21 protein-coding genes are annotated in these 25,919 nt (G+C 44.9%); 3 read left to right on the top strand and 18 right to left on the bottom strand.

What is annotated here, in order from left to right; all coding sequences use genetic code 11:
• From asnB (G493_RS0115000) to G493_RS32305, 10 genes are all read right to left on the bottom strand, one after another.
• Positions 1–1,938 carry an asparagine synthase (glutamine-hydrolyzing) gene (gene asnB / locus G493_RS0115000; protein ID WP_084813600.1) on the bottom strand — a complete coding sequence of 646 codons (1,938 nt, stop codon included), beginning with the start codon at positions 1,936–1,938 and terminating at the stop codon, positions 1–3.
• Positions 1,886–3,025: a glycosyltransferase gene (locus tag G493_RS0114995; protein WP_028581046.1), complete on the bottom strand. Its 1,140-nt coding sequence runs from the start codon at positions 3,023–3,025 to the stop codon at positions 1,886–1,888. The genes asnB (G493_RS0115000) and G493_RS0114995 overlap by 53 nt, the downstream gene beginning before the upstream one ends.
• 32 nt (positions 3,026–3,057) lie before the next feature.
• Entirely contained in the window at positions 3,058–4,965 is a 1,908-nt protein-coding gene (gene asnB, locus G493_RS29490) for an asparagine synthase (glutamine-hydrolyzing) (RefSeq protein ID WP_051309339.1), read from the bottom strand.
• A 119-nt stretch (positions 4,966–5,084) separates the two neighbouring features.
• Positions 5,085–6,065, bottom strand: coding sequence for a sulfotransferase family protein (locus tag G493_RS0114985; protein ID WP_028581045.1), 981 nt, complete (start codon positions 6,063–6,065; stop codon positions 5,085–5,087).
• On the bottom strand, positions 6,065–7,228 hold the full coding sequence (gene wecB / locus G493_RS0114980) for a non-hydrolyzing UDP-N-acetylglucosamine 2-epimerase (protein WP_028581044.1): 1,164 nt from the start codon (positions 7,226–7,228) through the stop codon (positions 6,065–6,067). The genes G493_RS0114985 and wecB overlap by 1 nt, the downstream gene beginning before the upstream one ends.
• Positions 7,229–7,354: 126 nt before the next feature.
• Positions 7,355–8,476, bottom strand: coding sequence for a glycosyltransferase family 2 protein (locus tag G493_RS29485; protein ID WP_161629832.1), 1,122 nt, complete (start codon positions 8,474–8,476; stop codon positions 7,355–7,357).
• Between the two features lie 701 nt (positions 8,477–9,177).
• On the bottom strand, positions 9,178–10,041 hold the full coding sequence (locus tag G493_RS29480) for an exosortase/archaeosortase family protein (RefSeq protein ID WP_232363772.1): 864 nt from the start codon (positions 10,039–10,041) through the stop codon (positions 9,178–9,180).
• Positions 10,038–10,694: an exosortase C-terminal domain/associated protein EpsI gene (locus tag G493_RS32310; RefSeq protein WP_153306538.1), complete on the bottom strand. Its 657-nt coding sequence runs from the start codon at positions 10,692–10,694 to the stop codon at positions 10,038–10,040. Before G493_RS32310 ends, G493_RS29480 begins: the two co-directional genes overlap by 4 nt.
• Before the next feature lie 23 nt (positions 10,695–10,717).
• A complete protein-coding gene (locus G493_RS0114960) occupies positions 10,718–12,202 on the bottom strand; it encodes a porin family protein (RefSeq protein ID WP_028581043.1) in 1,485 nt (494 codons plus the stop codon).
• A 22-nt stretch (positions 12,203–12,224) separates the two neighbouring features.
• Complete coding sequence (locus G493_RS32305; RefSeq protein ID WP_161629831.1) at positions 12,225–12,944, bottom strand: polysaccharide biosynthesis/export family protein; 720 nt, start codon at positions 12,942–12,944, stop codon at positions 12,225–12,227.
• A 274-nt stretch (positions 12,945–13,218) separates the two neighbouring features.
• Between G493_RS32305 and G493_RS0114950 the strand changes: the two genes are divergently transcribed.
• The 3 genes from G493_RS0114950 to htpX all read left to right on the top strand — a co-directional run bounded on the left by G493_RS0114950 (position 13,219) and on the right by htpX (position 17,710).
• On the top strand, positions 13,219–15,504 hold the full coding sequence (locus G493_RS0114950; RefSeq protein WP_028581042.1) for a tetratricopeptide repeat protein: 2,286 nt from the start codon (positions 13,219–13,221) through the stop codon (positions 15,502–15,504).
• 359 nt (positions 15,505–15,863) lie between these two features.
• Positions 15,864–16,385 carry a hypoxanthine phosphoribosyltransferase gene (gene hpt, locus G493_RS0114940; protein ID WP_028581041.1) on the top strand — a complete coding sequence of 174 codons (522 nt, stop codon included), beginning with the start codon at positions 15,864–15,866 and terminating at the stop codon, positions 16,383–16,385.
• A 491-nt stretch (positions 16,386–16,876) separates the two neighbouring features.
• A complete protein-coding gene (gene htpX / locus G493_RS0114935; protein WP_028581040.1) occupies positions 16,877–17,710 on the top strand; it encodes a zinc metalloprotease HtpX in 834 nt (277 codons plus the stop codon).
• 219 nt (positions 17,711–17,929) lie between these two features.
• Here htpX and G493_RS32300 read toward each other — a convergent pair whose 3' ends face one another.
• From G493_RS32300 to ychF, 8 genes are all read right to left on the bottom strand, one after another.
• Complete coding sequence (locus G493_RS32300; protein ID WP_051309334.1) at positions 17,930–18,625, bottom strand: triose-phosphate isomerase; 696 nt, start codon at positions 18,623–18,625, stop codon at positions 17,930–17,932.
• Positions 18,626–18,916: 291 nt separating this feature from the next.
• Complete coding sequence (locus tag G493_RS0114925) at positions 18,917–19,219, bottom strand: DUF167 domain-containing protein (protein ID WP_028581039.1); 303 nt, start codon at positions 19,217–19,219, stop codon at positions 18,917–18,919.
• A gap of 37 nt (positions 19,220–19,256) precedes the next feature.
• Positions 19,257–19,553: a YggT family protein gene (locus G493_RS0114920; protein ID WP_028581038.1), complete on the bottom strand. Its 297-nt coding sequence runs from the start codon at positions 19,551–19,553 to the stop codon at positions 19,257–19,259.
• Between the two features lie 76 nt (positions 19,554–19,629).
• Positions 19,630–21,567: a methionine--tRNA ligase gene (metG, locus tag G493_RS0114915; RefSeq protein WP_028581037.1), complete on the bottom strand. Its 1,938-nt coding sequence runs from the start codon at positions 21,565–21,567 to the stop codon at positions 19,630–19,632.
• Between the two features lie 151 nt (positions 21,568–21,718).
• Positions 21,719–22,633: a PSP1 domain-containing protein gene (locus tag G493_RS0114910; RefSeq protein ID WP_028581036.1), complete on the bottom strand. Its 915-nt coding sequence runs from the start codon at positions 22,631–22,633 to the stop codon at positions 21,719–21,721.
• 25 nt (positions 22,634–22,658) lie between these two features.
• Positions 22,659–23,633, bottom strand: coding sequence for a DNA polymerase III subunit delta' (gene holB, locus G493_RS0114905; protein ID WP_028581035.1), 975 nt, complete (start codon positions 23,631–23,633; stop codon positions 22,659–22,661).
• A gap of 39 nt (positions 23,634–23,672) precedes the next feature.
• Positions 23,673–24,758: a 3'-5' exoribonuclease YhaM family protein gene (locus G493_RS29460; RefSeq protein WP_051309333.1), complete on the bottom strand. Its 1,086-nt coding sequence runs from the start codon at positions 24,756–24,758 to the stop codon at positions 23,673–23,675.
• A 60-nt stretch (positions 24,759–24,818) separates the two neighbouring features.
• Positions 24,819–25,916 (bottom strand): redox-regulated ATPase YchF, encoded by a 1,098-nt coding sequence (gene ychF, locus G493_RS0114895; RefSeq protein ID WP_028581034.1) that lies wholly within the window; start codon positions 25,914–25,916, stop codon positions 24,819–24,821.
• Between the last annotated feature and the right edge of the window lie 3 nt (positions 25,917–25,919).

Below are 25,919 nucleotides of genomic sequence, written 5' to 3'. Positions count from 1 at the left end.
CTATACGTACAAATCACCGTCAATATATAAGCGAAACCATTGCTCCAGCACAATGAGTTGCCAAAAATGATGCGCATAATCAGCCTGTCCCTCTAAAAACCTTCTCCACATCACTTCAAGAGCTGAAACATTAAATACGCCGCGTTCCTTGAAAGCTTGACTGAAAAGCAAATCCTCTACGAACTCTCTGAGTTCATTTTTCAGCCATAGTTCTATGGGCAATCGAAAGCCCTGCTTTTTTCTTTCCAGAATGGAAGCAGGAAGCTTCTTTTTAACCAATTGTTTCAACAGGTATTTGGTAACACCTTTATGCAGTTTCAATGAGGGTGGTACAGTAGCCAAAAATTCCAGGATTCGATAATCAAGAAGAGGAGCCCTAACTTCAAGACTGTTTGCCATACTCATCCTGTCAACCTTTACGAGAATGTCATCAATAAGATATGTCTGCATATCCAGGTGCAATGCCTTATCAAGGGCATTACTTGCCGAAGACGTTCTGTATAATTCTCTAAATTGGGATGAAACATCTGTAACAAAAGAAGAATCACTGTATATATGTTCTTTAAGAGCTTGATTAAACAGCAGATTGGAATGCTTCCGCGCAGCTGCCTCCTCAGGACTGCATGCTAAATCGCCAAAAATGTTTCTTCCTTTGGTTCTCTCTGGCAACAACCTGTACAGGCTTGAAAAAAGGGTAGAAGGCATAAATCGGGCTACATGACGTAGCCGATGCTCCAACGTCTCGATCCTATGCCGTGAATAACCAGCCAGAAGTTCATCCCCCCCATCACCAGATAAGGCCACTGTCACCTTCTCCCGGGCTGCCTTGGAAACATAGTATGTGGGAATACACGAAGAGTCAGCAAAGGGCTCATCAAAATGGGTAATTAATTTTACAAAAATATCCTCCACATCCGGTTTGATCACCGATGGCGAAAAATGGCACCCAAAGGAATGAGCAATCTCCCTGGCATAAGGCAATTCATTATATTCTTCTTCATCAAAACCGACAGATACTGTTTCTATGGGCCTATTATTCAGCTCTTGCATGATGGATACCACAGAGCTTGAATCTATACCTCCACTTAAAAAAGCTCCTAAAGGAACATCACTTCGCAATCTGACCTTTACAGCATCGGTAAGCAGCGCTTCGAAATCATATAGAAATTGCTCTTCGGTTTGAGCATAGGAATTTGTAGAAAACTCCAACTGCCAATAGCGTTTGACCGTTATCGAGCCATCCTGACAAACAAGATAATGGGCTGCGGGTAATTTATAGACGTTTTTGTAAATTGTCTTGTCAAACGGTATGTACAGAAAACTGAGATATTGATCAAGAGCAGGGTAGTAGACCTCCTTTGGGATTTTTCCGCTTGCGAGCAAGGCCTTCAACTCCGAACCAAATATCAGGTGTTTGCCAGGCTCATCGCAATAGTACAGAGGTTTTTTTCCAACTCGATCCCTGAACAAGCATAATTTCTGTTGTTTTGCATCCCAGATAGCAAAAGCAAACATTCCCTGAAGATCTTCCACCATATGCTCACCTTTTTCTTCGTACAGGTGAACAAGAACTTCAGTATCTGATCGTGTTGTAAAAATGTGGCCGCGTTGCTTCAGCCCTTCCATTAACTCTACGTAATTATAGATCTCTCCATTAAACGACACCCAGACAGTTTGATCCTCATTGCAGAGAGGCTGTTTTCCTGCAGCAACATCTATAATACTTAAACGTCGATGTCCTAAAGCTATATTATGGTCAGAAAAGATGCCATCACCATCAGGGCCGCGATGCCGCATGGTATTATTCATCTTTTCAAGCAACTGTGAGTCAACAGCGTTATCTCGATTATAATTCAACCAACCGCAAATGCCGCACATAGGAAACCTATTCTGATATCTGCTTATTATCGGCAACAAGGCGCAGATAATAAGACTCATATTTTTTCATCATAGTGTCCATATTATGTTCACTATTGACTAACTCTTTGGCTTTACGGCCCATTTCTGCAGCACGTTCCGGATGTTCCAATAACAATGAAATGGACTTTCCAAGTTGTTCTGCATCTCCCACCGGTACGAGCAGCCCTGTTTCACTGTCGCGTACCAATTCATTGGTTCCTGCAGCGTCTGTAGCGACAATAGGTTTCCCTGCCGCCATGGCCTCCAGGATGCAAAGAGGCAATCCCTCATACAACGAAGACAATACAAATACATCAAATTGAGCCAGCAGATTATTTACATCTGCTCTGTAGCCAAGAAATGTAACATTTTCAGTTAGCCCCATTCGCAAACATTGTTCCTCTAAATCATTCCTTAATTCCCCATCACCAGCAATAACAAGAACTGCATGGGGATTTTCTTTAAGGATATAGGGCATAGCGTTAAGGAGCGTAGCATGATCTTTTTGTGGTCGAAGAGCTGAAATATTCCCTATGAGGAAACTACCTGCATCCAAACCTAATTCATGCTTTAAATCAGATTGAATACTAAAATCATAGGTGGCAGGCTCGACACTATTTAAAATAGTTTCCACTTTCGCATTCTTTTTCTTTATGTATTTGGCAGATTGTGAATTCAAATGTTGAGCAATATTGATGACGCCATCCAGGGAGCGAAGAAGAATCACATTATACAACTCATGTTTTTTGGAATAGGATAACTCCACCCCCATGTTTATATGCTCCGTATGAACATGTTTAATTCTTCTAAAGAATAATTTTGCAATAAACACATAAAGCAACGGGCCTTGGTTATGAGTATGAATGATATCGATTTTTTCTTTTTTTAAGATATCAGCAATCTTAAAAACTACTGAGAAATCTTTCCCTTCCTTTTTTCCAAGAGTATAGTATGTAATACCATATTTTACCAAAATCTCTCTTAGTGGGCCACGATCTGAAAGACTGCATACGATAGGATTAAATCTTTCTTTATCTATCTTTTCTGACAATCGAATTGCTAACGTTTCAGCCCCGCCATTATCTAAGGAATAAATAACATAGAGCAAATTTATTCTTTTTTTCATATCACTACTAGCCGTAATTAACGTTATACAATCTATTGGACATCTATAGTATTTCTTGCCCAAAGTTCAAAATTCAGCATAATCCACAAGGGATACGAGTTATCCACCTTACCGTTTTCATGCTCTTTTAATGCCTTAGTGATACAAGATTCTTTGAAATATCCCCGATGTTTTGTTTTTGCATCAAGCAGAACTGCCTTTATATACTGATTAAACTGTGGTTCCCGCATCCATTCCCCAAGAGGAATAGGAAAGCCCATTTTTTGCCGTTTAATTATTTCTTCAGGCACTAGACGGCCTACGGCTCGTTTCATTATATGCTTCAAGTTCCCTTTGCGTATCTTCATATGAGCAGGCAGCGTTGCGGCATATTCGACAAGTTTATGATCAAGAAATGGTACTCTGCTTTCTATTGAAGCAGCCATACTCATTTTATCCTGTTTCATTAACAGTTCTTCAAGATAGGTTTTTTTATCAGTATACAACATTTTACTGATCGTATCTTCTGCAGGATATCTGTCAAAGTGAGCCAGATAGTTAACATAAGGATCTTTTGTAGTGTAACTGTTAATCAGATCAAAATTTACGATCTCAGCCATGGCTCCAGACAGACTGATATTGTAGTAATTGTCAAAAATACTATTTCTTGGATTCAGGGAATGGTAGAGGAAGCTATGCGCTACAGCCTTTTTCAATTTCAAAGGCAGGGGAGTGTTCCACAAGTTCTTTTTAATGCTATCGCGTAGTTTATTGGGGATAACCGGGTCAAAAAATTTACCAATCTTAAGATTTAAATCGCACATACGGTATCGACCATATCCGCCAAAAAGTTCGTCACTTCCCTCTCCTGTTAAAACCACTTTGACATGCTCCCGCGCTTTTTCAGACACAAAATACAATGCCACTGAGGCTGGAAAATGGATAGGCATATCATTATGCCAGATAAGTTTTTCGATTGATTGAAGAAAATTCTGTGCGTTTAACCGAACTTCATGCATTTCCATCCCGTTATGCGCAGCTACCTTTTTCGCATACCCTGCTTCACTGTAATATTGACTGTCAAAGCCAATGGTAAATGCTTTTACAGGCTGATCCGATAGGCCGGCCATCACCCCGGCAATTGCACTTGAATCAATGCCTCCACTCAAAAACATTCCCAATGGCACATCGCTCATCATACGTAATTCAACAGATTCACGAAATAACTGCTCTATCTGGTCAATGGCATCGTTCTCAGAGACCGAAGCATGTTGACCATATTCAACATTCCAGTACTGCCTTACACAAGGCTCCCCATTGCCCGTAAAAGTCATTGTGTGCCCGGGAAGAAGCTTGGTAATACCTCGATACAGGGTTTGTTCATCCGTCAGATAGCCAAAGGTGAAATACTCTGCCAATTTTGATTCGTCCAACGCGGGGGAAACCAAGCCGGACCGAAGTATGGATTTCACTTCTGAACCAAAAACGATCCCCTCCTTATTCAGTGCGTAATATAGGGGTTTTATGCCTAATCGATCGCGAACAAGGAACAATTTTCTTACATTTGTATCCCAAATAGCATAGGCAAACATGCCACGCAGATACGTTGGCGACTCTTCTCCGTATTCTTCATACAGATGGAGGAGTGTTTCGGTGTCGCTGTTGGTCTTGTACACATGCCCTTTGGCTTCCAGGTCTTCACGGAGTTCTTTATGGTTATACACTTCGCCATTGTAACTTATCCATATGGTTCCATCCTCATTGCACATGGGCTGGGAACCGCCAGCAAGATCGATAATGCTCAAACGAACATGGCCTAAGCCGCAAAAAGGAGCTGTTTCCGTAAAGACAACAACGTCAGAACCGTCAGGACCACGATGACTCTGTTCACTGCACATGTTTTGCAAAGTCTTTTCAGCAAGTGCCCTGTTGTTGTTTACATAGCCACAAATTCCGCACATAACATACCTGGAGAGAATATTCTTAAAAAATACACAGGAGTATCATTTCAGAAAAACGAGCGCTGGTTTACTCTTCAATCCCATGAAAATGGAGAAAAAAGAATGCCCGGATAGACATATCAGCTTTGTTTACTTTTCAATACCCTGATCAGCCTCAATCCCAGCAGGGAGACGGGTTGCATGATCCGTCTATACGGCAATATCTGCAACCATATAAGGCAGCGCAGCCAAATTGAGCATTCTTTCAGGGTTGTATCTTTGTACCCCATCAGCCCAAGCTCTTTTCCCATGAACATATTCAACCAACAAATTTCCCTGGTGGACGCCTGTCTTCGCCAAGCTCCGGCTCTGCTCGGATCAAGGCCATCTTCAGCCTTCCCCTTCCACCGTGTTTCCCATCCCGGCACGACACCTGACCCCTGACCGGCTTGCAACATCTCAATTTCAAAACGCTCGTCGATAAACTGACAAATTTCACGCAGTACCTCTTCACCGCTGGTCAATACATCTTCATACCGAAAGACTCGAAATTTTTCTGATGGCAAGGTATTGCGATATTCTATAATTTTGTTCGCGTATTCCGTCCATTGCATGCAGAACAAGCCTTTCCGACGGGGGTTGCCAGGCTCTGCCCATGGTGTTTTCACCAGAGAACGGACAACATCTCGGCCATCACGAACAATACAAATCACCTTTGCTTCGGGATACAAAGATAAGATGTGTGGAACATACTCCAGATGACGAGGGGATTTCTCACCAGCGCGCTTTTTTCCACACTTAGCCGTGTAAGCGGCTAAAATAGCTTGCAGAAGACAGGCTGGCTCATTTGGCAGCAATTCATACTCTGCCATTATCTCCTCAACAGAAAGCCCCAGGTCTGAGATTCTGTTGAACGACGCCGCGTCTTCTACATTACCGAGCCTGCTTTTTCGGGCAAAAGAGGTGACGTCGGTTTCTTGAATATACTCAGAAAAAAATTGCGTTTCAGGCGGAATGGCAATATGAGAATGGCGATTCAACAGCACAGCCAGCATGGTTGTCCCGGAACGTGGTGCACCTACAATAAAAATTGGTTTAAAACCGGACTCAACAGACTCCATTATACCGCACAATCTTCTACAATTTGGGCAACAATACGGAATCCGGAACGACCATCCCACAAATCAGGTATCCTGGAAGCCTTGCCTCTGCCTTCGAGAACAGAACAAAAGGTAGACCAGATGACATCGATATCAAGTCCGGCCAGGTAATTGGATCCCTCGGATACGGTAACCGGCCTTTCGGTATTTTCACGCAGTGTAATACAAGGCACCTGCAAGTATGTTGTCTCTTCCTGAATCCCTCCGGAATCAGTAATTACAGCGCGAGCTTCAGAGATGAGATTCAAAAAATCAAGATAACCAAGGGGACCGGATAATATGACATTTTCGTTATCACGCAAATGTTGCAACAGGGAAAAATCATCAAGTTTATTGAGAGTTCTCGGGTGAACAGGAAAAACCACCTTACATTTTTCAGCTACCTGCTCAAGAAGAGCAATCAAAGGAGCCAATGATTCTTTGGTGTCAACATTGGAGGGACGATGTAACGTCACCACAACATACTCTCCTGAAACTCCAAGATTCTCTTTAACTTTTGATTTTTTTGCCTTTTCCAGATGATTAATCAAGGTGTCAATCATCACATTGCCGGCAAAATGCATTTTATCCGCAGCAACCCCCTCGGCACGAAGATTATCCAAACCACTTTGTTCTGTTACAAAAAGAAAATCGCTGATCGCATCGGTTAATACGCGATTAATCTCTTCAGGCATAGATCTGTCGTTTGAGCGTAAACCAGCTTCAACATGTACTATCACAGGCCTCACTCTATGCCGTGCTTCATGGGGATAGGCAATCTTTGAAGCTACCAGAGAGCAAGCTATGGTGGAATTGACATCACCTACAACCAACAACACATCGGGCATATTTTCAAGGAGTACTGGCTCAAAAGCCTTCATGATATCGGCTGTTTGACAGGCATGAGATCCAGATCCTATATTCAGATTCACATCTGGCTCCGGAATTCCCAGATCAGCAAAAAAATTAGCCGACATCTTAGAATCATAATGCTGCCCGGTATGCACGATCATATGTTCAATGTTTACCTGCTTTTCAGTTAAGCCATTATATTCTTCCACGGCATGGGCAATGGCTGCAAGTTTCATGAAATTTGGTCTTGCGCCAGCTATAGACATCATTCTAAGAGTTTGTCGTGTATCCATTTTCTGCTATTTCAATTCACATCTGAGATGGTTGATATTCTACTGCTTTCCTGTTTTCGAGCAACTGTTCCCTGCAAACCAGGGCGATACATGGTGTCGATTACCGCGTACATTTATGAGGTTATACTATTTTTTATTCTTCCAGATAGTCTTACTTCCGCCACTCAACCAGATATATAGTGCATACATTACAGCCAGGTTCAGGACGCAAAAAAAGTAGGTAATTTTGAGTACCGCATTATCCCTGAATGCTGGGATAAAACAAACAAGACCGGCTATACCATAAAACAAGACCTGGATGAAAAATATGAAATTATATACCAAGCCATCAAGTAACATACTGAAAATCAAAGCCCCCAGCAAAGCAAATGGCACGAGTAATCTCGCAACCTTATGCCAGAAGAATCTCGCGGCAAAGGGATTATGCCATGGATTGAGCAAACCGGGTTTCAGCGAAAGCAACTGCCAGTTGCCTGTCAGGGTGCGAACTTTTCTATGCCATTCCTGGAAAATATTTTGAGATACAACATCATAGGCAACTGCACCGGAGTCGAAAATTACCCGTTTTCCATGGCCCACTACCTGTAACGGTATCAGGACATCATCAATCAAAGTACTTGCCGGAATTTCATTGTACAAATTTTTTCTGATCGCATAGATTGCCCCGGTTGCGCCCATTACAGAACCTGTAGCACTTTCCAGTTTACGAACTGCTTTTTCATATTTCCAATATGCTCCCATTTCGACTTCCAGCGTGGGGTCTGTCTGTTGATAAAAAAGAAGCTCGCCACTGACACAGCCTATAGTCGGATCAGAAAAATTTGCTACCAGTTCACGCAAGGCGTTAGTGGCAAACTTCTGACGGCAATCAGTAAAAACAAGAATTTCACCTTGAGCCTTTTGAACGGCTGTATTCAGGGCATTGGGTTTTCCTTTGGATTCAGGAAGCTCGATTATCACGATTTCAGGTGACAGCGCTTTACCAGCCAGCTGTGTACGAAAATCTTTGAGCAACTCGACGGTACGGTCATTTGATCCATCAGAAACAACAATGAGTTGCATTTGCTCCAATGGATAATCCTGGTCGCAGAGATTTTGCAATCTGGCAGTTATATTTGCTTCTTCATTTTTGGCAGCAACAACCACTGAAACTGCTGGCACTTGCTCAAGAAGCTGTTTATGAATTTTTTGAGGATACAGACGACTGACCAACCAAAGATATACAGGATAGCCCAGGTATGTGTACATAACAAAACACGCGCATCCCCAAAAACCAATTGCGTACAGCCAGTCCATTCTCTATTGCCTTATCTTCTGAATCAGAGAGTTACATCTAATCAAAATCATTCCAATATCAGCATTGGTGAGAAAATTCTACACCCAATACCCACAGCCTTTTATTCATGAATCAATCATCTGCAGTAAAACGCCGCCTATCGAGGGAAATCATATCTAATAACAAGTTGGCATCTGTTTATCGTTCACAGGTAGATTCAAGGATGTCTGCCATCAGTGCTCATAGAATCACAGATAACCGCTTACAGACATGAGAATATGTCAGCATTTCTATATTTTGGTAACGATTATAAAGAGTTTGTGCGACTGCGTTTCATGATGGATGTTGCCTACCCGCCTGTGATAAACGCGATGGCAAACTTTCACGGTGGTATATCATTTCACCCATCTGGCCCCAGATAACCTGTTAGGTAACGGCTCACAAAGCACCTGTTTTTTCCGCGATCAACCTGGCTTACGTATTCCCCAACGCTACCCCAGCTTGCTTACGAAAACTCAGGCTCCGTGTAGCCAGTTACAGCTCAACACGAATTGAAATATCAGTGTTGTTACCCCCATGATCAGTTACGTCTGCCTTAGTCACTTCCCCTATATATACTTACCCTGTTTGAACAAAAATCCATCTTCAGGACAAGGACTCAAGTGTAACCACATCACTGACTTTGCGCAGCCTGTTTTCTTTCAGGGAGAAATCTACGAACAAGAATCAGCAAAAGCAAACCTAGAATAAAGGTAAACATCCCTGAAAACTCATGTAAGAAGCCCTGGGCTGCCTTTTCTCCGTAATGGGCGGCAAGGAATGCGGTAAGAGTTAAACGGACCATATTAGCTGTTATGGCTATGGGGGCTGCAGCAAAAAACAACAGCCATTTACCCAGCTTTGTCAAAGTGGAAAACCAGGCAAAAGCAATACTGAGAGCAAACATGGTATTGAGAGAACGAAGTCCAGAGCAGGCATCAACAACTTCAAGGCTGGTTGACGCCAGGTGGAGAACATTTCCTTCACGTAATATTGGTATACCTGCAAGACGTATCACATATTCTGTGATCTGGCTGGAAAACAGCTGCAGGGGAAAGGCGATTTTGTTCCAAATGATTGCAGGTAACGGAACCATAAAAATAAGATACACCAATGGCAACATCACCACCCAGGTGATCCGTACCCCTAATAAAAACAAGCAATATCCCAGCAGTACAATGATAAGTGAAGTTCTCTGGAGGAATAATTCTGATCCCACTGAAGCAAGATAGAGCTGAGCAAAACCACCCAGTAAAATCAGAAGCCCCCAATTAGCAGGTGAAATCTGCTTTTCTTTGATCTTCTCCCGAATGCTGAAAATCATGTACGCGGAAATAAAAGGAACAAAGAAACCATGGGAATAATTATCGTTTATTCCCCAATCATTTATGAGTTTTGTCAGAACTGGAAAATAAACCCCCAGAATTACGCCCAGAACCAAAACAAGAAAAGCAAGATCTATCTTGGTGTAAGATGTTGTTGAGCCATTGTTCATCATTGCGGGGCACCTGGTAGAAAGTTCTCTAACTCCTGCATTGCCATTGGTGCGAACTGATTTAATCTTTCCCTGGCAGTATCGAGGTCACCACCGGGTGCATAACTTATCAGGCGTACAAAACTTCCGTCACGGCGCTTCATGGTTATGGCATCAAGCACAAGGTATATTTTCTCCCAATACTCTGAAGCAATTATGCGCCCCCTGTTCTGGAACCAATAATAAACAACCTGATATTCATTACGATTACGTATTATAAGTTCTGAGACAGTCACAGGTTCAGGCAGGTTTGGCCCTTTGATGGTAACGGTATTTACGCTATCAATTCCCCAGCCTCCGCCTGGTATACAGTTCTTAGGAGAATGATATCCGCGCCCTCCTCCTACAGCCTCATAATAGGCTACATAAAAATTCACAACATCATCGGCAGTATTCTGGTAGTTATAGTCTAGGTAATCATCCACCCCCAGCATGCCGATAACCGCAGCACTGGACTTCATCTCACTCTTGACCTGCCACTGGCCCAATGTTTTCGGAAAATACTGCAGCGACTGCTTAATGGGGGTTCGCTGCACCCCCTGCACATCCTGAAGCAGGAAAAACATACCAACACACAGGCAGCAGATAAAGGCTACACGGATCAGAGAAATGTTCATAATAGCGAATACAGTTTGTCCTTTTACCAGCGCCACAGATCCTTGGCAGCACTCAAAGTCAGCATAACCCTATGGTCATTATACTGATCTGAACTCAGGTCACCATCTGAGACAAAATACGCGTATTTTACACCCACAGAATAGTAGCGCCAAAATGCGTAATCAAAGCCTACACCCATCTCATAGGTGTTTTTATCGTAAGTGACATCTCCTGTAGATTCTTCATCAGAGATATCATTTCTGTTAACGGCATCAAGATATTCATCCTGTGGATCCAGGTTGGATTCCCATTTGTACTTGCCATACACATTAAACCCCAGAGCCTGGGTGAGCTGCTGCTGGAAACGAAGCTGAGCGTCAAAGGTATCTTTCAGGCCGGAATCACCATTACCTGTGAAATTCTGCGTGTCATAGCGTTTATTCAAAGAAAGTGAAAGCTGCGCGTGTTCGTAGGTTCTGCTGAGATTAAAATACGCATTATACCCCCATTCACCATCAAGATCCTCTGCCTCGGCATATGAAGGGCCACCACCCAGTTTCATCTGGGTACGCTGGTTAAAAGCATGGTTCCAGCCCATGGACACATTGTGGGCAAGGGTATCCCTGCGATAATCATTTTCATACTTGGTGGTCCTGAAATCGTACAAAAATGGGTAAGAATCTTTGGCGTTTGGTTCGTAGGCCAGCCGGTAAAGGAACCTGTACGAATCCAAGTCATCGGAAATGAGGGAACCATCTTCCGGGTTTTCAGCGTCATCAAAAAGTCCACGGGAATACATACCTGCCAGAGATGTCGCCCATTTGCGATTGAAGGCGTATGTTGCATTTGCAGAAAACGCATGCCGATCATACTCATCATAGGCGTCATCATCTGATGACTCATTGCGCAAGACACTAAACGCATAGCCCAGTTCCAGAAGAGTTCTTTCGCTAAAAATGTATTCTGTCTTCAGTGCCAGATTATTCGTCCAGTAACGACTCCGGCCGTTATCTTTGGAAAGTTCATCCACATCGCTTTGACTAACCTCAGACTCTTGCTGCGAAGCATCTTCCCCTTCAGATGCAGGAGAATCGCTTTCCATGTCTTCTGTAATCACAGAGGAGGTGTCGGCAAACTCTTCAGCTGAAAAATACGGGTCATCGGAAAGTCTGAAATCATTGTTCACCTTAACAGCCCATCTCTGGCTGAGCATTCTTGTTGCTGCCAAACTCAGATAATGATCAATATCGGTTTCATCGTTCGTGTCATCATACTTGATGATTGGTGCATACCTGAAAGACAATGAATCACGGATGCTTTCAGAAACAATAATGATATCAGGTCCGATCCCAATCTGGCGTTTGTCACCATCATCTGCAGTTGCATTTTCTTGAGCGTCATCATCATAATTTCGTTCCCAGTAATCCACACCGGTATGTACGCTGCCTGAAATTATGGTTTGTCTTGCCATTGCAGGGGAACCAACGAGAAGGGACAGTGCCATAAGGGGATAAATGTGTTTCTGCATCGTGAATGTCCTCATGCTGAACTTAATGAACCACAATTACATCACCAGGCTGAATGATGATATTCTTTTCCAGGTGTTTTCCTTTGAGAAAATCACTATAGTCAAATTCAAAGGTCTGGCCGCCCTTATCCTTTTTCTTGTCGGTACTGCCTTTCTTTTCCTCATGCGGCACAAGATGGTCATCCTGTCGAATCACTGTAACCTCATTATTCGCCCACTCATTAAACCCGCCAGCCTTTGCGATGGCTTTAACCAGTGTTAATGGAAAATCAAGGTGATAAAGTCCTGGCGTCTTTACCTGTCCCATCAATGTGTATTGCCTGCTGTTACCCTGCACCAGGGTAACTGTTACACTTGGATTTTCATAAATGGAACTATATAATTCTTTCAGATAATCCGCTATCTGGCTCAGGGTCATGCCAACGACATATACATCGCCGATATGACGCAGTGAAACTCTTCCGTCCATACGTACTTCGGCGCCAGTTCCCCTACCCCGTAAAAAACTTGGAGTATTTTCATCACCCTCACCAGCGGAACTGCTTGCAGGGGCTTCCACCCCCACCGCCATGGATCCTTCGCCGTAAATCTCGACATAGATGATATCACGATACCCGACAATGTATTCACGGTCTGCATTCTTGGTTGCAGCCCCGACTATTTCTTTACGCAGTTTTTCTTTAGTTGCAGTGGGTACAGGCAAATCACCACTGGATTCAGCTGCAAAACTAAAAGATGACATACTGCTAACCAGCACACCGATACACAAAAAAAGACCAAGGATTTTTTTGGCGGAAATCATGTTGACCACCCCTATTAAATATTGTTTGTACAATCTATAATGTTATCCATGTTCTACCATCTTTATCACAATCACTGCAACCAATGCTGCAACAAAATCCCGAATAGTTGTTTTCTTCACAGGTAAGAGGCCTGGAAAACTTTTATTTTTCTAACAATTTTGCTAAAGTTGAGAGTGTCTGGCATTTTTCATCTACCACAGAAACGGAGACATCATGCTATTTTACCACAAAAAACCCCTTTTTTTCACTATCTTCTGCGCAGTGTGTCTGCTCCTGTGCAACGGGTGTACCGATGACACTAAGAAGTTGGAAACACATTATAAAAAAGCTCAGGTCTACTTGAACGAAGGAAAAGACGATGAGGCTATCATTGAATTCCGCAATGTCGTTCAGCTTGACCCTAAACATGCAGACGCAAGGTACCAACTCGGCCTGCTCTACCTGAAAGACCAAAAATTCAAGCAGGCTTTTGGAGAACTGCAGCGAGCCGCATCGCTAAATCCGGATAACCTGGATGCACGTATAAAGACTGCGGAATTCCTTCTGCTCAGCAGGCAAAAAGATGACGCCAGGACTCACATTGAGTTTGTGCTGCAGAAAGAGCCTGAAAACGTTGATGCCTTGGCCTTGCTTTCCAACCTGGAACTCATGGACGGGCAAAACGACAAAGCCATGCAAGCCATCAACAAGGCCATTAGTATTGCCAAAGAAAATCCCCGCCTGTACCTTATCCAGGGACGGGCATATGCCGCTCTGAAAAAAATGGACAATGCTGAAGCAAGCTTTAAACGTGCGGTTGAACTCAACAAGGAAAACCAGGGAACATACATTACACTGGTGTCGTTTTATGTGAGCAGCAAACAATACGACAAAGCCAAAACGGTTTTACATGAAATGGCAAAAACCTTTCCTGATTCGCCCCAACCCTATCTGCAGCTTGCCTCCATTTATCTTCGGGAAAATAACGTCAAGGAAACCGAGCAGTACCTGAACAAAGCCATGGAAATAGCACCTGAAGATGCAAATCTGAAGGTGGCTGTCGCAGACTTTCTTATAAAACAATATAAACCTGAAGAAGCTGAAAAGCTTTATATCGAAGCCATTGACAAAGCAGAACAGCCTGAAAATGTGGAAGCGAAACTGGCTAATTTCTATTTTGATCAGCGCAGATATGATGAAGCCCAGAAAAAAATAGATTCAGTTTTAGCTTCAAATCCGAAAAACGGCATAGCAAAGCTCGTTGAGGCCAAATTTGATCTGAAAGAAGGCAAATTTAACAGCACCCTTGATATTACGACCTCTTTGATTCACGATTACCCCAATTGGGGAGAAGTGTATTTTATCAAAGCAATGGCGCATTATAATCTCAAGGAGACGGAACTGGCCAAAAACGGACTTCTGGAAGCGATTGCCAAAGATCCGGTGTATTCCAAAGCCCACTCCCTGCTTAGCCTTTTACTCCTCCAGGAAGGTGATTTTGAAGGAGCAAAGAAGGAAGCTGCCACGGCTTTAAAAATTGACACACGAAATTTCCAGGCAGCTCTCACACTTGCCAAAAGCGCTCTTTTTTCCAAGGAGTTTGAGAACGCTGAAAAAATGTTTTCAGAACTTGACCAGAAAGTCCCTGATAACGTGGAAATTCTTGGCAACCTCGGCCTCGCATACATTGGCTTGAAACAACCAGAAAAAGCAAAAGAGGCCTTTGAAAAAATTCTGGCCTTACAGCCTGGCAACGCCAAGGCATTTATCTTTATCCTTCAAATGGCTAAAGAAGAAGGCATAAGTAAAGAGGCACTCCTGAAGATGACCCAGGAACAGCTTGAAAAAGCCCCTGACAGTGCCAGCCTGAATATTCTGTTCGGCGATCTCATGATGGGAGCGCAACAATTTGATGAAGCATTAAAAGCATATAAGAAAGCCCAGGAACTGGCACCACAAAATCCTGCACCATACTCCAAAAGTGCTCTCATATACAGAAAACAGGGTAAAACCGACCAGGCTCTCAGCGAATATCAGGGACTTCTCCAAAAAAATCCGGATTCCGTACCTGTGCTAATGGCCCTTGGCACGCTGTATGAGCAGACCGGCAAGCCTGAAGAGGCCAAGGAAACCTACAAAAAACTCCTTTCTGTATCGCCAAACTTTGCCCCTGCTGCCAACAATCTTGCATGGATGATTGCGGAAAGTGCCGACCCGGACCTTGGAGAGGCTCTGCGCCTTGCGATGATCGCCAAACAGGAGCAACCAGACAGTCCAAACATCATTGACACTTTAGGCTGGGTACATTACAAACGCGGTTCGTTCAGCCTGGCGCGGAATGAATTCAACCAGGCAGTGGCAAAAGATGAAGATAATCCAATTTTGCGATATCACCTTGCCCTTGCTTTAAATGCAGAAGGAAAACGGGTGGAAGCAATTCAGGAATTGAAAAAATCCCTGGAAAGCGACAAGCCATTTCCATTTCGCAAAGAGGCAGAGCAACAGCTAAAAGAATGGTAAAAGTAACACCCACAGGGGAATTGACTAACTTTGACAACTCCCCTGTGTTTGTAACTGATTACAGACTGCCTGGAGTTTTCACAAGCAGGCTGGCGCAGCATTTTAGGGTTGCGGAAAATAATAAATATCCAAAAATTGCATAAGATATCGATTTGCTAACGTTGTCATCTCAACGGTTCCTTACTGCCCGTATTGAGCCATTGACGTGACGATGTTACCGAGTTGAGAGACAAGCAAGATTGGATAATTTTTTTTCCGTGGCCCTCAGGGCACACGTAATCCAGAATAATCTCTGGAAGATCAGATACATAGTAAGCAGTTACCGGTAAAATAAAATTTGTGCGGAGATGAATACCCCTATGGATACAGAGGCTTCACTGGTCATTGGCCCGGAACAGATACAAAGCAAAGTAGTTGATCTGGGAAAACAGATAACCACTGATTATGCAGATAAGAGTCTGCTGATCCTGGGGGTGCTTAATGGCGCCTTTATATTTACCGCAGACCTTTGTAGGGCTATCTCCCTTGATATGGAGATAGATTTTATTCGCGTTGCCAGCTATGGCTCTTCTATATCCTCTTCAGGGGAAATATGTCTGCGAAAAGCTCCTGAAGGAGATCTTAGGGGAAAAGACATTCTCCTGGTGGAAGACATTGTAGATACCGGATCTACTCTGGCGTGGCTCCGCGACTACTTTGCAGATCAGGGCGCTGCATCGGTGAAAATCTGTGCTCTTATTGATAAAACCGAACGTCGCAATGTGGATGTGCATGTTGATTATCCGGGTTTTACAGTGGAAGAGGGCTTTCTCATTGGATATGGCATGGATTACGCAGAAAAATATCGCAATCTGTCAGCCATCTATTCACTGCATACCTGACACTGCCTCTTGTCGATGCACTAAACAGGTCAAATGATCGTGGTGCAGGCATAAATATCTTCTTCTGGTGTGGCTTCCATCTCATATTCTTGAGTTGATCACACCAGAAAAAATTTTCGCAACATCATCCAACTCCAGGATTATTTCTTTAGGGCCGCGGAAAATAATAAATATCCAATAATTGCATAGGATATCGATGTGGTAACGTCGTAGCGTCAATGGTTCCATACTGGCCGTATTGAACCATTGACGCTACGACGTTACCGAGTTGAGAGACAAGCAAGATTGGATAATTTATTTTTCCCGTGCCCTACAACGAGCTATTCCACATACTGCTCTTTCTCCCAGGCACAAAGAATCATCATGTCTTCTCTCAAGGATCTCCATACCGAATTCGCTTGACTGCTTCCACAAGTTTCTTATTTTATAAAGCATTAAAAAAGTGCGTAATATCAGACAACAATACTAACATTTATACTAACGACTCAGCTATGAACACTGCAAAAACCTTTATGCTAATGGCCGCGTTGACGGCACTCTTGATGATCGGCGGTCAGGCTATGGGGGGGCAACAGGGCATGGTCATTGCCCTTCTGCTGGCCTTGGGACTCAACTTTTTTGCCTACTGGAATTCAGATAAAATGGCTCTGGCCATGAATGGAGCACGGGAAGTCTCCCCAGGCGAAGCCCCTGAACTACATGCCATGGTTGCCTCTCTGTCTTCACGCGCGGGCCTGCCCAAACCCAAAGTATACATTATAGAAAACCCTACCCCCAACGCGTTTGCGACAGGCCGAAACCCTGACCATGCAGCAGTTGCCGTAACGACCGGAATCATGCGCATACTGAACCAGGAAGAGTTGGAAGGCGTTATTGCCCATGAGCTTGGCCATATAAAAAACAGGGATATTCTCATCGGCAGCATAGCGGCAGTGATGGCCGGTGCAATCTCATATCTTGCCACCATGGCGCAATGGGCCATGATTTTTGGCGGTGGCAGAGATGATGAGGATGGAGGCAATCCTCTGGTTGCCATTGTTATGATGATTGTTGCCCCCATTGCTGCTTCATTAATACAGATGGCCATATCAAGAAGCAGGGAATACATTGCCGATGCTACAGGAGCAGAAATTTGCGGTCGCCCCAAAGCATTGGCCAGTGCGCTGAACAAGCTCTCAAATGCGAACCAGCAGCATCCCATGGATGTCAATCCGGCCTCTGCTCAAATGTATATTGTCAATCCACTTAAAGGCAGCACCATAGCCAATCTTTTCTCCACCCACCCTCCCATGGATGAACGGATACGACGACTGCTGTCTATGTAAATGCCAATATGGTTGCCTCTACTGCTACAGAGATGTATTGAATAATCAGGGAAAGGTTTAGGGTCACGGAAAACAATAAATATCCAAAGATTGGATAGTTTATTTTTTCCGTGACCCTTATATGGCTGTAACCAACGTTGCCTTTTCGGCGTAGGCATGCAGCAAATCAGTTACCGCAAAAGGGATACCGGTTAATCAACCGCTATCCCTTTTGTATTTCTATAAAATGCTGGCAAACGCTTTCAGAAATTCCGTCGCATCCAGACAACCACGGCCCATCATAACGCCAGCAATACAGTCTATATCTACAAGATCCCGACAATTTGAACTCGTTACCCCTCCACCATACAGAATGGGCTGCCCTCCAACACGGGTTTGCATGGAGCGGACAGTTTCTTCAATAGCTCCGTAAGAGTGTGATCGTTCCAAAGAAACAGCATCTTTCGGGGTATAGGCCCAGATAAGTTGATCCTGCTGTTCATAATCAAATGGAGCTACCTGCGAAGACAAAGTGTCCTGATCAACACAGACTATTGGCTGCAAACCTTCTGCCAGGCATTCAAGAGCCTGCCGCGCAACATCCTGTGAAGATTCGTGAAAATATTTGCGTCGCTCCTGATGACCGACAAGTACATATTTTACAACTCCCTGCAACCAGGCAGCCGGAGTAGCACCAGTATAGCCCCCCTGTGGAAATGGAGAAACTGTCTGGGCTGCAAGAGATACCCCTTGAATTCCCTGTAGACGTTCAGCGATCTCACGCAGATAGAAAAATGGAACAGCAAGTACAACTTCGACGTGTTCAAGTGGACGGTATGCAGCAAGAAACTCATCGCACCATTGTGCCGCACGTTGGGGCGAAAAATGAACTTTCCAGTTCGCAAGTACTATGGTCTTCTGTGGATAATGGGACATACTTGGCATCTGTCTCCTCAATGTTTCTCTTAAGGTAACGGCTCACAGGGCACCTGATATTTCCGCAAGCAGCTTGTAAACAGTTACAAATGCTGGGGATTTGTCACGTTTAGCCACATCCCCTATGGAACCTGATCACGGGGTTAACAACACCGTTATTTCAATCAGTTCTGAATTGTAACGGGTCACAGGTGCTTCAGATTTGGGCAAGTGCGGTTTTTCGCTGGTAAGCGACCAGAGGGAGACTCCGTGAAGTACCTGGGAATCAGTTACCCCCTATGTAGTTATCTCTCAACTATCCAGCGCCTTTCTCAAAATCTCCTCAGCCTCCTTAACACCCAGGCCCTCTATCTTTACCTGTTTACTTCGGCTTTGATGGCCGCTTTTCAGGTTTACAGAACTTTTGGGTACCCCAAACAGATTTCCCAGATACGCTTCTACGGCCTTATTGGCTTTCCCATCCACCGGGGGAGTATTGAGACGCAGCTTCAACGCATCACCATGGAAACCGGTAAGGCCGTTTGTCTTGGCCCGAGGCTGCACATGCAGTTTCAGGAGAAAAGAATCTGCTGTTAAGGAAGTAAGACACTGCACGGTTATCACTCAATCATGATCCACTATGAGCAGCATGTTAGCGCATACTCATTCCTACCTGTTGCATTGTAGAGACAAGAAAGCTCTGTACAAAAATAACCGCCAGAATAAGAACCATAGGGCTGAGATCAAGGCCTCCCATTGGTGGAAGATAGCGACGTATTTTCGTCAGAGCGGGTTCGGTGACCTGAATAAGAAAACGCACAATGGGATTGTAAGGATCTGCATTAACCCACGAAATTACAGCACGTCCTATAATGATCCAGATATATGCTCCCAAAACAATGTCCGCCAATTTCGCCACAGCAAGAATAAAATTACTTAATATGATCATAGTGTATTACCAAATGGTTATGTCTCCCCCCTGAAAATCCTCTTTCAGGATGGTTACTATTCATGTTTTTCTGGTCTTACGCTACCCGACTCCCCGGAGCCATCTTTTCAGCCACGGTAGCCAAGGTGAGTTGTTCTGTTCCATCTTCAAGCTTCTGTTTGGCAGCCAGTACCATGCCTTCAGAAACAACACCTCGCAACTTGGCCGGTTTCAGGTTAGCTACAATGATAACCTGACGGCCGGGAAGATCCTCAGGCGCATAGTACTCAGCAATGCCTGCCACGATGGTCCGCTTTTCAGGTGCTTCAACGGTGAGCTTGAGCAGTTTATCAGCCTTTGGAATACTTTCCGCAGCAATAACAGTTGCCACGCGAAGCTCTACCTGGCCAAACTGTTCAAAGGTAATGACCCCGTCTAATTGTTCAGCCTTGGTTGCTGGTTTCTTTTTCGCTTTTGATTGAGCCTGCTGCTTCTGTTCCTTTTTCTTTTTCTCAAGACGTGGAAAAAGTGGTTCTGGAGCAGCCAAGGCCTGCCCTGCTGTCATCCCTCCCCACGTGCAGTCGGTAAGCGTTGCCTGGTCGAAATTTTCCAACGACAATGCCGCAGCCATTTTGTCTGCAGCAGACGGCATAACCGGTTTCAGAACAATTGCCAGAACTCGCAACGCCTCCAGCAGGGTATACAGTACCACATTCAACCTGCCCTGCTGCGAATCATCTTTGGCCAGATCCCATGGTGCATTGGTCACGATATATTTATTCAGCAGACTGATAACCTCCCACACACTTTGCAGCCCCTTGTGGAAATTAAAGCTATTCATATGCTTTTCATACGCTACAAGCATATCTTGAATTGCCTGCTGCAGTTCCTGCTCTGCCTCTTCCTCAAGGCTCTGCTCAATCTGCGGCACCTTCTGCCCCGCATACTTATCGATCATGGTCAAGGATCTGGAAAACAGATTGCCAAGATCATTTGCCAGATCAGAATTTTGTCTGGCGATAATGGAATCCGCTGAAAAAGAGCTGTCCAATCCAAAGCTCATCTCCCGAAGAACAAAATAACGCAGTGTATCCACACCATATGCTTCCACCAGGTCTTTTGGACGGACCACATTTCCTATGGATTTAGACATTTTGGTCTCATCCACATTCCAGTACCCGTGCACATGCAACCTCTTGTACGCTGGTACATCCATGGATCGCAGCATGGTTGGCCAATAAATGGCGTGGGGTTTCAGTATATCCTTGGCAATGACGTGCTCTGCATCCTGCCAGTATTTTGCATAAAGCTCCCCGTTCGGATAACCAAGGCCTGTTAGGTAATTGATCAAAGCGTCAAACCAGACATAGGTCACAAAATTCTCGTCAAACGGGAGCGGGATTCCCCAGGTAAGCCTGGAAGTCGGCCTGGAAATACACAGATCCTCCAATGGCTCACTGAGAAAAGAAAGCACCTCATTGCGATACCGTTCCGGGGTAATAAATTCAGGATTCTCTTTGATATGATTTATCAGCCAGTCCTGGTATTTGGACATTCTGAAAAAATAATTCTGCTCACTGATTTCCTCCGGCGCAACCTGGTGATCAGGGCATTTCCCGTCAACCAGTTCCTTTTCCGTCAGAAATCGCTCACAGCCTTTACAGTATAACCCACTGTATTCACTAAAATAAATATCACCTTTATCATATACCATCTGCAGAATATCCTGGACTGTCTGCATGTGGTCAGCATCGGTTGTCCGTATAAGGTAATCTGGCTCCACGGAAAGTGATGGCCAGGTTCCCTGGAATGCTGTCGATATTCTGTCTACGTATTCGCGCGGTGAAACACCTTCCTTGACAGCTGCCTCAACAATCTTTTCACCATGTTCATCTGTACCGGTCTGAAAACGGACATCATCACCACAGAGCTTTCTGAACCGGCTGTAGGTATCGGTAACAATGGTGGTATAGGCATGGCCTAAATGGGGGAGCGCATTAACATAATATATGGGAGTGGTGACGTATGTACTCATAACAACTGTTTATTTATATCTGAAGTAAAGGAGATGCTCTGCGTACCGGGAAGTATCCCCTACCCGCAGGGCCCTGAACACTATTCTTTGATTATTTTACCGAGTTGACATAATTACCGGTTATATTAGGCGATACACCTGTACAGGACGTTTATTTTTTCTTTCCTCCGCCTTTACCCTGCTGCGGTTTTTGAACTATTTCAGCATTCCGCCACTCTTTTTCCTGGAAAATCCGTTCTTCCCCTTTCCGGTTGATGCCGATCAACGTGCCGGAAAGCGGTACCTGCCTGATCACTTTATATACATCATCTTCAAAACGGATACTTTTGCCGGTTCTTGGCATTCCCTTTTTCATATGACGATAATTGTCATACTCATAGGTCAGGCAGCATAACAATCTATTGCAGAGCCCGGATATTTTCGATGGATTCAGGGGAAGGTCCTGGGTTTTGGCCATTTTAATGGAAACAGATTCAAACTTATTCAGGAAACCGGAGCAGCACAGTTCCCTGCCACAGGAGCCCAGCCCGCCAAGCATCTGGGTTTCATGACGAACTCCGATCTGCCGCATTTCAACCCGGGTGCGGAACTGTTGAACCAGAACTTTTACCAGTTCCCGAAAATCGACCCGATTCTCTGCGGTGAAGTAAAAAATAATTTTTGATCCATTAAAAAATTGCTCGACTCTGACCAGGTCCATGGGCAAATCAAGCTTCTCAACCTGTTTCTGGCAATAGCTGTAAGCTTCCTGCTCAACTTCAGGCAGCTCAAGAAAACGCTCCAGTTCTTCGGCATCAAGTTCCCGGGCGATATGAAAGCTTACCGGACGATCTTTGCTTTCCCCCGGCCCTGCTGCCTTACGGATAATGGTTGCAGGCTCATAGCCATGCTCCACCTTAATCATTACAGAGGCACCTTTGGGGTATTCCTGATCAGGTGAACAGGCAGTGAACTCTCTCCCGTCCATGCGAAAACGAAACTTGTAATAATAACTTGTGCCAGTATCCTCGTTCACTTGTTCCGTCTCGGCTGGAACAGCAGTATCATTTTCAGAGGGAGGTATCATGTATGTCGGCAATAATCGTTTGATTTCAGGTTAGCAGCTGCAGAGCAAGCACTTCGCAGGCCAAGCCCTTATTACAGTTGCGTTGCAGAGCCTGTTCTGCATAATCAATGTTATCTATCTTAGCAGAAAGCTGGCGGAAATTCCACCGTTCTCTGGCCTTGTCCAGCCAGAGCATACGACTGGTTCCAGGTTGATCGAATACCAGGGGTACCATGGCATCTTTAAAAAAAATTCTGAACAGGTGAAAGAGGTAGGGCAAATCATCTTTCAGGGTGGTCCATTTTGCGGCCAGGGCAAGGCCAGCCTCCACTTTTTCTGCTTCACTGCGCCTTTGTGCAAGTAATGCCTCAAGAGATTCTGTATACAGGGGATACAGGCTGCTGCTGTTTAAGCTCAACGCCTTACCGGGTGAACCGTCTGCAAGTTGGGCAAGCATAAAGGCTTCATCCGGAGGTAGCTCCGGATCTTTCTGTTGAATAATCCGAGCTGCGAGATCAAACGGCAAGCTATACAGAGGGATGAGCTGGCAGCGGGACCGAATGGTTGCCAGAACAACTTCAAGTGAAGCGGACAACAGCAAAAAGATATTTTGCGCCGGAGGCTCTTCAAGTATTTTCAACAGGCTGTTGCCGGCTTCCCTGCGCATGGTATGTACGTCTTCAATCAGAATAATGCGATACCCTTTTTCAAAAGGAGCATAGGTTACAGCCTGTTTCAGTCCACGTATCTGGGCGATTTTTATAGTTGGCCCGTCTGGCGTAATGCGGAGGAGATCAGGATGATTGCCGGAAAGGTATTTCTGACAGCCAGGACAATTACCGCATGGTTTCTCCCCTTGCTCACGCTGACATAGCAACACCGCTGCAATCTGTTCGGCCAGAAGACGTTTTCCCACCCCATCAGGTCCATGGAGGAGATAGGAGTGAGAAAGACGGTCGCTGCTGATAGCCCTTTGAAAAAAGGTTACAGCTTTTGTCTGGCCGAGAATATGTGCAAACATAGGTCTTAAAGGCTCACCAATCGACGGATAGCGGCACAGTTAAAACAGCGACTGTTGCCGTTTTTCAGCTTCCTGTGTGGTCAACAGTTTACGCACGTTCTGTTTTGCAGCTTCACAGGGCTGTGAAACAGTGCCCACCTGGCACTGTTCTTCTTCAGCATCGGCATTGAGATAGAGAAAACGTTCAAGGGGCCGCTGATACTCGGTCCACTGCCATCCGGGTTCTTTCATGTTGCTCTGTAGCCTTTGCACATAATTCATTTTTGCGTCCATATCATCAAGATGGTGCAGCAGCATGGCTTCCGGCGTCATAGGTAGTACAGGGGATCCATATTCAAGCTGTCCGTGGTGGCTGAGAATAAGGTGACAAAGTTGATCGGTGCGCTCCTGCGACATCTCTGATATGACAGACGACGCCTCCCGAACCATTTCAACGCCAAGGACAAGGTGCCCGACCAGCCTCCCCTGATCCGTATAATTAAACGGCAGGCTGGAAAAATCAAACTCCCTGATTTTCGCCAGATCGTGGAGCAGGCTGCCGGCAACGAGCATATCTTTGTCCAACAGGGGGTAGTGTTCTGCTGTTTTCTCAGCCATCGCTGCGATGGACAGGGAGTGTTCAGCCAAACCTCCGATATAGGCATGATGCATTTTTTTTGCAGCCGGTGCTTTCAGAAACTGTTCCAGCACATCGCCCTGGAATATTACCGCAAGCAGTTTATGCAGTCCCACATCCCGTATCGCCCGGATACGCAGCTTGAGTTCCTTTTCCATATCTTGAGGATCACGATCACTGGAAGGGAAAAAATGCCCTAAAAAAACCTGTTCCGAACTGAATTGCTCCAGTGAGGTCACACCGAGTTGCAGTTGCTCCCTGTACGATTTCACGACCGCTGTAACCAGAACAAACGCACCTTCTTCTGCCAAAGGCGCAAAATGCTCTGCATCATCCCACAGGCGGGCCTCGATTTCACCTGTCTTGTCCATCAGGCTTAATGCCAGATAAGGTTTTCCGTTTTTGGTTTCAGCCAGATTTTTGCGGCTGACCGCAAACAGTTCCCGAACTTGCTGGCCTTCAACAAGTTCCTTTATAAATACTTTCTTTTCAACCTTCTTCCTGTCCATAACACCAGTATTTTCATTCCCTGTACACAGATCCTTATACGTTACAAGCCGTTGTATTGATCACACATTAAAACGGAAAAGTATACAGTCACCATCTTTAACCACATACTCTTTGCCTTCAGACCGCATCAACCCTTTTTCTTTAGCCACATTCTCTGAGCCGCACTTTACATAATCCTCATAGGCAATAACCTCTGCCCGAATGAAACCTCGCTCGAAATCCGAGTGTATTTTTCCTGCAGCCTGTGGCGCCTTGGTTCCTCTGGTAATTGTCCAGGCCCGGGTTTCTTTCTCGCCAACCGTAAAATATGTTATCAGGTTCAGTAACTCATAGCCGGCATGAATCAGGCGGTTGAGTCCCGGTTCCTCCATGCCCATATCCAGGAGGAACTCCTTCTGTTCCTCTTTATCAAGCAGACTTAGTTCCTGTTCAATACTTCCCGCGATTGTCACCAGGGAGGCGCCCTCTTCTTCAGCGGCTTTCTGCATATCAGCAACAAATTGATTCCCGTCTACCACATCATCTTCGCTGACATTGGCGACATAGAGCACTGGTTTGGTGGTCAGCAGGCAAAGATCCCGTAAAAGGTGCTGATCGTTTTCATTTTCAGGTGCAACCACCCTTGCCGGCTTGCCTTCATTGAGAACTGCTGCCAGTTTTTCCAGGAACGCGACCTCGGCAATAGCCTTTTTATCACCGGATTTCGTTTGATTACGCGTTTTAACCAACCTTTTTTCCACAGTTTCCAGGTCAGCCATGACAAGCTCCATGGTAATGACCTCGCGATCCTGCAGAGGATTAATTTTGCCATCAACATGCACGATATTATCATCTTCAAAACACCGCACGACGTGGAGGATGGCATCCACTTGGCGAATGTGTCCCAGAAACTGATTTCCCAACCCTTCGCCCTGGCTGGCACCTTTTACAAGCCCGGCTATATCCACAAACTCCATCTGAGTAGGCACCTTGCTCCTGGTCTTGGCCAATTCCGCCAGCGTATCCAGACGGACATCAGGCACAGCCACCACCCCTACATTCGGTTCGATGGTGCAGAAAGGATAGTTTTCCGCATCTATTGCCGCAGCTGTCAACGCATTAAAAATTGTGGACTTGCCCACGTTGGGCAACCCAACAATGCCACATCGAAATCCCATGAT

The organism is Desulfogranum japonicum DSM 18378 (assembly GCF_000429945.1).
In the GTDB taxonomy this organism is placed as follows: Bacteria; Desulfobacterota; Desulfobulbia; order Desulfobulbales; family Desulfobulbaceae; genus Desulfogranum; species Desulfogranum japonicum.
This window is presented reverse-complemented; position numbering and strand designations above follow the sequence as displayed.

Excerpts from the sequence above, each read along its gene's own strand:
- asnB (WP_084813600.1), bottom strand. The coding sequence starts at position 1,938 with ATGAGTCTTATTATCTGCGCCTTGTTGCCGATAATAAGCAGATATCAG.
- G493_RS0114995 (WP_028581046.1), bottom strand. The coding sequence starts at position 3,025 with ATGAAAAAAAGAATAAATTTGCTCTATGTTATTTATTCCTTAGATAAT.
- asnB (WP_051309339.1), bottom strand. The coding sequence starts at position 4,965 with ATGTGCGGAATTTGTGGCTATGTAAACAACAACAGGGCACTTGCTGAA.
- G493_RS0114985 (WP_028581045.1), bottom strand. The coding sequence starts at position 6,065 with ATGGAGTCTGTTGAGTCCGGTTTTAAACCAATTTTTATTGTAGGTGCA.
- wecB (WP_028581044.1), bottom strand. The coding sequence starts at position 7,228 with ATGGATACACGACAAACTCTTAGAATGATGTCTATAGCTGGCGCAAGA.
- G493_RS29485 (WP_161629832.1), bottom strand. The coding sequence starts at position 8,476 with ATGTACACATACCTGGGCTATCCTGTATATCTTTGGTTGGTCAGTCGT.
- G493_RS29480 (WP_232363772.1), bottom strand. The coding sequence starts at position 10,041 with ATGATGAACAATGGCTCAACAACATCTTACACCAAGATAGATCTTGCT.
- G493_RS32310 (WP_153306538.1), bottom strand. The coding sequence starts at position 10,694 with ATGAACATTTCTCTGATCCGTGTAGCCTTTATCTGCTGCCTGTGTGTT.
- G493_RS0114960 (WP_028581043.1), bottom strand. The coding sequence starts at position 12,202 with ATGCAGAAACACATTTATCCCCTTATGGCACTGTCCCTTCTCGTTGGT.
- G493_RS32305 (WP_161629831.1), bottom strand. The coding sequence starts at position 12,944 with ATGTCATCTTTTAGTTTTGCAGCTGAATCCAGTGGTGATTTGCCTGTA.
- G493_RS0114950 (WP_028581042.1), top strand. The coding sequence starts at position 13,219 with ATGCTATTTTACCACAAAAAACCCCTTTTTTTCACTATCTTCTGCGCA.
- hpt (WP_028581041.1), top strand. The coding sequence starts at position 15,864 with ATGGATACAGAGGCTTCACTGGTCATTGGCCCGGAACAGATACAAAGC.
- htpX (WP_028581040.1), top strand. The coding sequence starts at position 16,877 with ATGAACACTGCAAAAACCTTTATGCTAATGGCCGCGTTGACGGCACTC.
- G493_RS32300 (WP_051309334.1), bottom strand. The coding sequence starts at position 18,625 with ATGTCCCATTATCCACAGAAGACCATAGTACTTGCGAACTGGAAAGTT.
- G493_RS0114920 (WP_028581038.1), bottom strand. The coding sequence starts at position 19,553 with ATGATCATATTAAGTAATTTTATTCTTGCTGTGGCGAAATTGGCGGAC.
- metG (WP_028581037.1), bottom strand. The coding sequence starts at position 21,567 with ATGAGTACATACGTCACCACTCCCATATATTATGTTAATGCGCTCCCC.
- G493_RS0114910 (WP_028581036.1), bottom strand. The coding sequence starts at position 22,633 with ATGATACCTCCCTCTGAAAATGATACTGCTGTTCCAGCCGAGACGGAA.
- holB (WP_028581035.1), bottom strand. The coding sequence starts at position 23,633 with ATGTTTGCACATATTCTCGGCCAGACAAAAGCTGTAACCTTTTTTCAA.
- G493_RS29460 (WP_051309333.1), bottom strand. The coding sequence starts at position 24,758 with ATGGACAGGAAGAAGGTTGAAAAGAAAGTATTTATAAAGGAACTTGTT.
- ychF (WP_028581034.1), bottom strand. The coding sequence starts at position 25,916 with ATGGGATTTCGATGTGGCATTGTTGGGTTGCCCAACGTGGGCAAGTCC.